The organism is Desulfofundulus thermocisternus DSM 10259, assembly GCF_000686645.1.
Taxonomy (GTDB): Bacteria; Bacillota; Desulfotomaculia; order Desulfotomaculales; family Desulfovirgulaceae; genus Desulfofundulus; species Desulfofundulus australicus.
Genome location: NZ_JMLG01000017.1, coordinates 34,951 through 44,089, shown reverse-complemented (window position 1 = coordinate 44,089; position 9,139 = coordinate 34,951). Strand labels below are relative to the sequence as shown.

The 9,139-nt window shown below is 62.0% G+C and carries 9 protein-coding genes; all 9 read right to left on the bottom strand.

The window, feature by feature from the left end:
• Positions 1–776 precede the first annotated feature (776 nt).
• Positions 777–1,502 carry a type 1 glutamine amidotransferase gene (locus BR83_RS0111385; protein WP_027357186.1) on the bottom strand — a complete coding sequence of 242 codons (726 nt, stop codon included), beginning with the start codon at positions 1,500–1,502 and terminating at the stop codon, positions 777–779.
• On the bottom strand, positions 1,474–2,877 hold the full coding sequence (locus BR83_RS0111380; protein WP_027357184.1) for a Mur ligase family protein: 1,404 nt from the start codon (positions 2,875–2,877) through the stop codon (positions 1,474–1,476). Before BR83_RS0111380 ends, BR83_RS0111385 begins: the two co-directional genes overlap by 29 nt.
• Positions 2,878–2,913: 36 nt before the next feature.
• Positions 2,914–3,858 carry an MBL fold metallo-hydrolase gene (locus BR83_RS0111375; protein WP_242839668.1) on the bottom strand — a complete coding sequence of 315 codons (945 nt, stop codon included), beginning with the start codon at positions 3,856–3,858 and terminating at the stop codon, positions 2,914–2,916.
• Between the two features lie 111 nt (positions 3,859–3,969).
• Positions 3,970–4,515, bottom strand: coding sequence for a Uma2 family endonuclease (locus BR83_RS0111370; protein WP_027357182.1), 546 nt, complete (start codon positions 4,513–4,515; stop codon positions 3,970–3,972).
• Between the two features lie 103 nt (positions 4,516–4,618).
• A complete protein-coding gene (locus BR83_RS0111365) occupies positions 4,619–5,449 on the bottom strand; it encodes an ATP-binding cassette domain-containing protein (protein WP_027357181.1) in 831 nt (276 codons plus the stop codon).
• A gap of 112 nt (positions 5,450–5,561) precedes the next feature.
• Positions 5,562–6,377: a cobalt ECF transporter T component CbiQ gene (cbiQ, locus tag BR83_RS15790; RefSeq protein ID WP_051618167.1), complete on the bottom strand. Its 816-nt coding sequence runs from the start codon at positions 6,375–6,377 to the stop codon at positions 5,562–5,564.
• 168 nt (positions 6,378–6,545) lie between these two features.
• Complete coding sequence (locus BR83_RS0111355) at positions 6,546–6,875, bottom strand: PDGLE domain-containing protein (protein WP_027357180.1); 330 nt, start codon at positions 6,873–6,875, stop codon at positions 6,546–6,548.
• A complete protein-coding gene (locus BR83_RS0111350; protein WP_027357179.1) occupies positions 6,872–7,528 on the bottom strand; it encodes an energy-coupling factor ABC transporter permease in 657 nt (218 codons plus the stop codon). Before BR83_RS0111350 ends, BR83_RS0111355 begins: the two co-directional genes overlap by 4 nt.
• A gap of 220 nt (positions 7,529–7,748) precedes the next feature.
• Positions 7,749–9,128 carry a uracil-xanthine permease family protein gene (locus BR83_RS0111345; RefSeq protein ID WP_027357178.1) on the bottom strand — a complete coding sequence of 460 codons (1,380 nt, stop codon included), beginning with the start codon at positions 9,126–9,128 and terminating at the stop codon, positions 7,749–7,751.
• Positions 9,129–9,139 lie beyond the last annotated feature (11 nt).

The following is a 9,139-nucleotide window of genomic DNA, read 5'->3' as shown; positions in this document are numbered from 1 at the left end:
CACGCCTCCCAGCTGGACGGCGGTGAGGGGGGCCAGAGCCCCGCCCAGTTTTCCAAAGGGTGTCCTGGCTGCACTGACAATTACTGTTTCCCGCACTGGATACGTCTCCTTTCCCCGCAGTGTGTGGTAAGCTTCAACGATGATCCCGGCAGTACCGGGGGAAGAGCATTTAACAGGGTTCACCCGGCCCGGAAAAGAATGTGACCCCGGCAGGAGGCAGGCGCAGCCGGCCGGGGCGGCCGGAACTCACTGGAAGAGGCAGGCACTTACCCGGTAGAAAGAGCAAAAGATATGCCAGAAGATTATAAAATTATCACTAAAGTAAAAAACTTTGTTTTATTTGACTTTTCTATGGATTTTGACCGCGGGCTGCCTAAAGAAAGTGTTTACACAGTAAGCAGGTGTCCCTTGACATGCCACTTTTTTCGACTGAGCAAGGCAAGGCCCCGGAGGAAAACCGGGGCCTTGACCAAAGCAAAAAAAAACCGGGATCTGTTTCCCGGTTTCAGGCTGTAGACTGTGCCCTGGTTTTACAGTAGGAGCGACCTGGAGTGAGCGCCGCCGGGCCAGGCCGAGGCGACGGGATGAGGCGGGGCCGCGGACAGGATGTCCGCGGAGGCCACCTGAACACAGGATGTGTGAATGTGGCCGGTACCCGCCGAAGACCGGAGACGAGGCCTTTTGGCCCGGCCAGCGAAACGACCGGGAGCGACGAGTAAAACCAGGGCACATAAAAGCCGGACAATAATTTGAACCGGTGATATGTTGCCCGGTTTTTACTTTAACAGGCGCCTGAGCATTACTTCCGCGGCCGCGTTTTCCAGGCTGTCGTCCAGGGAGGCAAGGTCCGCGGGCAGGCCCCGGCGGGCGAGGGCCAGGGAAATGAGGTAATCCACCAGCCGCGGGTTCTTGGGTAACAGCGGGCCGTGGAGGTAGGAACAGAACACGTTCCTGTAGCGGGCCCCCTCGGTGCCGTCTTCCCCGTTGTTGCCGCAGCCCACCAGCACCCGGCCCAGCGGGGAAACCTGCGGTCCCAGGAAGGTCCGCCCGGCGTGGTTTTCAAAGCCGACCACCCGCACCGGCTCCCCCTCTATCTGCAGCTCGATGACCACGTTGCCGATCATCCTCTTCCGGCCGGCCTCCGTATAAAGGTCCAGGAGCCCCAGGCCGGGGATGACCCGGCCCTCCAGGGTCCGGTAGTACCTGCCCAGGAGCTGGTAGCCGCCGCAGATGGCCAGCACCACCAGCCCGTCTTCCACCGCCGCCTGCAGGAGATCCCGGCGTTTTTCCAGATCCCGGGCGATGAGGTTCTGCTCCCGGTCGGAACCCCCGCCCAGGAAGAGGAAATCCACTTCCCGGAAGTCCACCGGGTCGCCGGGATTGACCGGCTGCACCTCCACCCCCAGGCCGCGCCACCGGCAGCGGCGGGCGAAGGCCATCACATTACCCCGGTCCCCGTAGAGATTCAGCAGCTCAGGATACAGATGGCAGACTTTCAACACGATTTTCCCTTCTGGCATAACCGCTCAAAATCCTTTCCACAGGCCATAAGGCCGTATAGGTGGCCAGGAGGCAGGCCGTTTTCCCCGGCCCGTTCAGGACGCGCTCCACGGCCCGGGACATTTCCTCCACCACAATCTTCTCCAGGGGTACTCCGGCGTACTTCAGCCTGACGGCCATTTCCGCCCCCCTCTGCCCGGTGCAGACCAGCAGGTTCACGTGCCGGTGCTCTTCCTCCAGGACTTCGAAATCCACGTCCCACAGCCAGGAGATGTCCCGGCCGTCGGCATCGTTGTCGTTGATGGCGATGAGCACATCCACCGGGCCGGGGAGGGAAAGCAGCGTTCCCAGGCCCTCGTTGAACCCGGTGGGGTTTTTGACCAGGTTCAGGAGCACCGGCTTTTCCCGGTAGCGGAACCTCTCCATGCGCCCGGTGGCCGGCGTATAACCCGCCAGGGCGCGGGTGATCACCCGCGGCTCCACGCCCAGGGCCAGGCCCGCCGTAAAGGCCGCCAGGCCGTTGTAGAGGTTGTACAGGCCGGGGACGGGAATAACCAGCTCGTAATCGCCGGCGGGCGAGCGCAGGCGGCAGGTGGTGCGGCGCTCCTCAGGGAAGACTTCCGTGCCCTCCACGCCAGCCGGGGGCCGGGAAAAGCCGCAGCCGGGGCAGCGATAATTACCCAGCTGACTGTATTGATAGTAGGCATAGGCGAGCTCCTGCCCGCAGCGGGGGCAGAAACGCCCCTCCCGGGCCGCGGAGGAAGAGGAGGTGACCCGACGGTGTTCGCCCAGGCCGTAGTAAAGCACTTCCCCGCCGGCGGCTGCGGCCAGCGAGGCCACCAGGGGGTCGTCGGCGTTCAGCACCAGCCCGGTTCCCGGCAGCTTCTCCAGGGCCTCCCGGATGAGGGATACGGTGGTATCCAGTTCCCCGTAGCGGTCCAGCTGGTCCCGGAAAAAGTTGGTCACCACCACCAGGTCCGGCCGCACCTGGCGGGTAACCCGGGGAAAGGTGGCCTCGTCCACTTCCAGCAGGGCGTAATCGCAGCTCACCCGCCCCCAGAGGGACGCCTTTCTTAAAAAGGCGGTGGTTATACCGGTGATCATGTTGGCGCCCTCGGCATTGACCACCACCCGGTAGCCGGCCTCCCCGGCAATGCGGGCCACCATATTGTTGGTGGTGGTCTTACCGTTGGTGCCGGTAACCATAACCACACCCCGGCGGGCCTGGCGGGCCAGGTGGGCCAGGATGCCGGGGCAGATCCTCAGGGCCACCATGCCGGGCAGGGAGGAGCCTCTACCCCGCCCCAGCAGGCGGACCAGCCACATGACTGCTCTGGCCACGAAGATAGCCGTGATTAAGCGCAAGCGAAAAACCAAATTTCTCCCGCACCCCTTGTTGGTGTTCTCGCGCGGCTACAGGAAATAATACTCCACGCCGTCCCTTTTTTCCATTTTCACCCGGCCCTCCTCCACCAGCACGTCCAGGTGGGCCTGGACTTCCGACAGCCCCATGAAGATGTTGAAGCCCTTCAGGTGGGGATAGGTAACCCGGGAAAGCTCAAAGGCGGTGCACGGCCCGTGCTCCCGCAGCAGGCCCACCAGGGCGTCGCAGCGGGCCCGGTGGTGCTCCTGCACTTCCGCCACCAGCTTCCGGTAATCGTCGATGACTTCCCCGTGTCCCGGCCAGACCAGCTCTATGTCCATGGCCAGCAGCCTCTCCAGCCCTTCCAGGTAATGGCGCAGGCTGGGGTTGCGGCGCCGGGGGTGAAGGGGGTCGGGTTCCAGGAAGGGGTTGGGCGTGATGTGGGGCAGCAGAAAATCACCGGCAATCAGGTTTTTGCCCGCCGGGTCGTAAAAGCAGAGGTGGCCCGTGGCGTGGCCCGGAAGGTGCAGTGCCTGCAGGCTGCCCCCTTCAAAGGGTATTTCCGTCCCCTCCACCGTGGGGACGACGCTCCCGGGAGGCACTGAAGGCGGGGGCAGCTTATCCCTGTCCTTCAGAATTTCTTCCAGGATTTCCGCCGGGACACCGGCTTCACGGACAAAAAGCATTCTTTCCTTTATAAAGTCGTGATTGCCGCTTAATTTTTTCAAATCATAGGGGTGGATATGTATTTTCGCCCCCGTCAGGGAGTGGATCCAGCTGGCCAGACCGCAGTGGTCGGTATGGAAGTGGGTCAGCAGGACCCGCTCAATGCGGTCCAGGGGAACCCCCAGGCGGTCCAGCTCTCCCTGCAGAACTTCCCTGGCCTCCCGGGTGTCGGGCCCCGGGTCCACCAGGGTATAGGGTTTTGCGGCAATGAGGTAGGCGTTGACCGGCCCCACCGGGTAAGGGGTGGGCACCGAAATTTTATGTAGCACCAGCAAAGCAACAACTCCCCTTCAGCAGAAAGTAGAAGTGTTCCCATGACTGTTGCCCGGTCTTTTGCGTACACACTACGGTTACCCAACCTCGCCAGGTCCAATTAAAAACTAAAAAACCCTGTTTAAATCCAGCTGCAGGCCGGGAAGTACCGCAGAAACAAAAGGTTTTTCATCGTGCCGGGCGTAAAGCTCCTTTTTTTCTCCTTCCAGGGTGAAGGTGCATATTTCTATAGTCTGGGCCACCGGGTGCACATACCAGACCTCCCGCACCCCGTGGTTCCGGTAAAGCTCTTTTTTAACGGTTTGATCTATGGCCGCGGTGGAAGGCGATAGAACCTCAATCACCAGATCGGGCCCGCCTCTTATATTGGCCTCCCCGATGATGTACCGGCGCTCCTGGCTGATAAAAATAATATCCGGCTGGACCACATCCTCCTCCGTTAAGTAAACGTCAATGGGAGAGCGCAAAATGACTCCCATTTTTTTCTCTCGAACGTGCCGGTTCAGAATATACCCCAGATTCTCCAAAACCATCTGGTGGATTACGCTGGGCGCCGGTACCATATAAAGCCTCCCCCCAATTAGTTCGTAACGCTTATCCTCGGGCAACTGGAGGTACTCACGGTAAGTCATTTTTAATTCACCCAGGGACATCCCCTTCACCTCCGGAACCTCGGGAAAGAAAACATTTACAGTTTATTATACCACAGCCTGACCGGCCGGCCATAATGAATAAAAGTGCCCCTCCGGAGGCGCTTCAGGTCTGGCGCCCCGCCAGGATTTTTCTCAGCAGGGCCGCGGCCTGCTCCACCGTATAGGGCACGGCTTCAAGCTGCAGTTCGGGCAGGGAGCGGAAGACCTGCGCCACCAGGGGGAAGCGCAGGTTGGCCCGGCGGATGATGTCCTCCCGGACCAGCAGCGACGGATCGCCCTGGGCCAGGGTGCGGCCATCCTTGATGATCACCACCAGGTCGGCCCAGGAGGCCGCCATGTCCACATCGTGGGTGGCCACCAGGATGGTCGTACCCCGCCGGTGCAGCCGGTCCAGGATCTCCAGCAGCGTATCCTTGCCCTGGGGATCCAGGTAGGCCATGGGCTCGTCCAGGACGATAATTTCCGGCCCCATGGCCAGCACACCGGCAATGGCCACCCGCTTTTTCTGGCCGTAGCTGAGGTGGTAGGGCGGCCTGTCCCGGTACTCCTCCATCTGCACCGCCACCAGGGCCTCGTCGACCCGCCGCTTTACCTCCGCGGGGGGCAGGCCCATATTTACCGGGCCGAAGGCCACGTCCTCCTCCACGGTGGAGGAAAAAACCTGGTCGTCGGGGTCCTGGAACACCAGGCCCACCCGGCTTTTAATTTCCCTGGCCGTGCGGGCGTTCACCTCCTGCCCCATAACCCGCACCTTTCCCCGCTGGGGCAGGTAGATCCCGTTCAAATGCATTAAAAGGGTGGACTTCCCGGCCCCGTTGGGCCCCATCAGGGCCACCCGGCAGCCCCGGGGTAGGGAAAATGAAAGGCCCGCAAGGGCCCTGGTACCATCCCGGTAAGTATAGTACAGGTCCTCAACCTCTATGACAAAATCCATAACCCTTATCACTCCGGGTTTTTAGAATATGTTAAACCTAAAAAGACCCCTTACCCGTGCCCCCTTTTTGGGGACCTGCGGCAGGGGTTTCCGCTCCTTCATTCCCTTTTCTCTACTTCCATGACAATAGCCAGGTTATTGTCCCCGGGTCGAAAAAGTGCAGTCCCAGGGCCACCAGCAGGATGAACGCTCCCCAGGCCAGGTCCAGGCCCCCGGGTGGGGGAAGGGCTTTCCTGTGGACCTGGCCGGTGTAACCCCGGGCCAGCATGGCGTGGTATATGCGCTCCCCCCGCTCCCAGGAGCGCACAAAGAGGACACCCACCGTCTGCCCCAGGGTGCGGAAGGTGTGCCGGTGGAAAAGGTGTTTCCCCGGTACAAAGCCCCGGGCCGTCCGGGCCGTGTTCATCCGCCGCAACTCATCGCCTACCACGTAAATATAGCGGATGGTAAACTCGATCATCTGGATGAAAACCGCCGGCACCCGGAAAAAGGACAGCGCCTCCAGCACCTGCCGCAGGCCGGTGGTGGCCAGCAGAAAGTTCACCGCCAGGAAGGCCGCCACGACCCGCAGGGAGAGCACCAGGGCGTGCTGCCAGCCCTCCCGGGTGGCGGTTATGGCCAGCGCTCCCCATTCCCAGCGCCAGACGGGCTCACCGGGTGTAATAAACGGAAAGAGAAGAATCATGGTACCGGCAAAGGGCAGCAGCCACAGCAGGCGGCCGGCCAGCCAGCGCAGGGGCAGCCGCGCTGCCGCCGTAAGCGCCAGCAGAAAAACCACCGCCAGCACCAGGCCCGCCCGGGATGCAAGCGAGGCCGACAGGGCCACAAAGCCCGTCACCGCCAGCACCTTGACCCGGGGGTCCACCCTGTGCAGGAACGAACCGGGGCACCCGCCGGTCCGGAGAAAATCATCCATCATCCGGGTCATGGGAAACACTTCCTTAAAAAAAGGCCATGGGGTAACAAGCCTGCTTTTCCCGGACAGGCTGCTGCCTCCATGGCCTCTTTCTTTCCTTGATATTTAATTAAAAATAATAAGCTATCAAACCGGGATCTCCATGATCCGCTTTAAGCAGATTATACCACCGGCAACCTGTTAATTCAAGTGTCCCTTTCCGGACGGCCCCTTCCCGGCGCTGCCCTTCGGCCGGATCACAAGCCAGACCAGGAGATACATGGCCGCAAACACCAGCAGCGTGCCCACCAGGCCGGCCAGGGAAGTGGCCAGGCCGCCGCTGGCCACGCCGGGGAACACGTAATCGGGCATCAGGGCGTGAATCAGTTCCTTCCCTTCAGCCAGGTGCAGGAAGCCCTTATCTTCAGCCACCCGCTCCAGCCCGTCCGGGCTGGGAGAGGCGAAGGGAGAAAGAAAGGCAGCCACGGCCAGGGCGACCAGAAGACCCCACAGCAGGTTCTTTTTGTTCATAATCCCTCACCCCCCGCAACGCTTTTCTGTTCGGGCTGCTCCAGCCCCCACAGGCGGGAAACAAAGGAAACCACCACCACGGTAATCAGGCCTTCCCCGATGCCGATCAGGGCATGCCACCCCAGCATGGCCGGCAGAACTATTTTCAGGGGCACTGTGCCCGAGAAGGCAATTTCCAGGCTGGCCGCCAGCGCCGCAGCCATTACCGACATCCAGGAGGCCAGGAAGATGGCCGCCGTGCGGCCGGCACTGCTTCTGAACAGGTTGCTCACCAGGCGGCAGGTGCCGTATGCCACCCATGGGGCAATCACCGCCATATTCAGCACGTTGGCCCCCAGGGCGGTCAGGCCCCCGTCATAGAAGAAAAGCATCTGAATGATCAGCACCGTGGTTAAGATCAGGCCCGCGCTCCAGGGCCCCAGGAGGATCGCCGCCAGGGCGCCCCCCAGCAGGTGCCCGGAGGTACCGCCGGCCACCGGAAAGTTAACCATCTGCGCGGCAAAGATAAAGGCCGCCATCACGCCCAGGGCAGGAACCTGCCGGTCTTCCAGCACCTTTCTGGTTTTCGCAACCGCCGCGGCCACGGCCCCGGCGCTGAGGACGCCGGCCCCCACCCAGATCCTGGTATCAAGAAAGCCATCGGGAATATGCACTTCAAACCGCCTCCCCCAAAGAAATAAAAATGACCACGCGGGTATTCCCCTCCCGGGACCTCCGTGGTCACCATTAAAACTGTATTACATTTTAATTATGTTAATTATGGCCGGCCTTCCGGGTGCCTCCATGGCACCCTTTGCAAATACCACCTTGAAATCACAATATTCTGCAGACGGGATAAAAATCCTGCCCGCCGGGTAAAACTTTTTGTTTTTTTTACCGGTTTAATTCCGACCCTTTTTTCTCCTCCGCGCCGGTCCGGGCGCCAAAATACTTTGCCGGCAGGAAAACGTGCTCCAGCAGGATGCAGAGCAGCATGCCGGTCAAAAACCCGTTGCCCAGGAGGTACCGGGCCAGGGCCGGCATACCGGCCAGCGCCCCGGCCGGCAGCATCATGGCCCCCGTGCCAAAAAGCAGGGTGATGCCGATAATATAGAGGTCGCGGTTATCCAGCTGCAGGCGGAGGTAATCCCGCAGGCCGAACCCGACCATCTGGCAGAAGGAAACCAGCAGGACCGAGTAGCCCACGGGAACGGGGATGGAGGACAGGAAGGCCCCCACGGGGGGAAGCAGCCCCAGAACGACCATGCCCAGGGCAAACAGGATAAAGGGCATCCGGGAGGCCACCCGGGTCATGCCCACCAGGGCAGCCCCGGCGGAGAAGGGCACGAACCCCACCGTGGCCCCCACCCCGGCCATGATGTCGGCCACCCCGGTCAGGGCCACGCCCCGGTTGTAGGCCTGCCGGGGCACCTTCTGCCCGATGGTTCTTTCCATGGCCAGGATGCTGGCCACCAGGTTGCTTAAGACCAGCAAACCGGTCATCACCGAGGTGAGCACAATGCCCGCATCGAAGGTGGGCGTACCCCAGGCAAAAAGCCGGGGCAGGGCGAAAACGCCGGAAACCGACCAGGGCACGCCGGGAGCCAGGCCCATGGGCAGGGCCAGCAACCAGCCCACCGCGATGCCGATGAGCACGGCTATGCTGCGGGTAAAGGGACGCCCTTTGAGGCTGGTCCAGAGGACCACCGCCACCACGATTACGGAGAGCAGGGCCGCCCGGAGGCTGGCCCCGCCTCCCTCCTCGCCCACGCCCAGCATCCCCCGGACAAAGGTGCCGCTGAGCTGCAGGCCCAGGAGCACCAGCACCGAACCCGTTACCGCCGGGGTGAACAGGCTCAGGGCGCTGCCCACCAGCCGGCCGGAACCCACCAGCACCAGCACCACCCCGGCCACCAGCACCCCCAGCTCCAGGTCGGTGCGCAGGACCGCCAGCGGCTTGCCCAGCCCGGGCGCCAGGGCGGCCAGGGTGATAAATACACCCCACCACATGCCCGAAGGCCCTTCCATGATGGGCAGCCCGTGGCCGAAGAGCACCTGCAGCAGGGAAGCCAGGCCGGTAAAGAAGAGGGTGCGCTGGGCCAGTCCGGCAATGCCCGCCTGGTCCAGCCCCAGGGCCTGACCCACCACCAGGGGCACCACCGCCGAGTTGGCCAGGGTGAACACCAGCCACTGCAGGGCGTAAACCACGGCCCGCCTGGCCGGGGGATTTTCATGCAGGTCGTACAATAATTTTTGTTCTGCCCGGTTGGACATTATTTCGAACG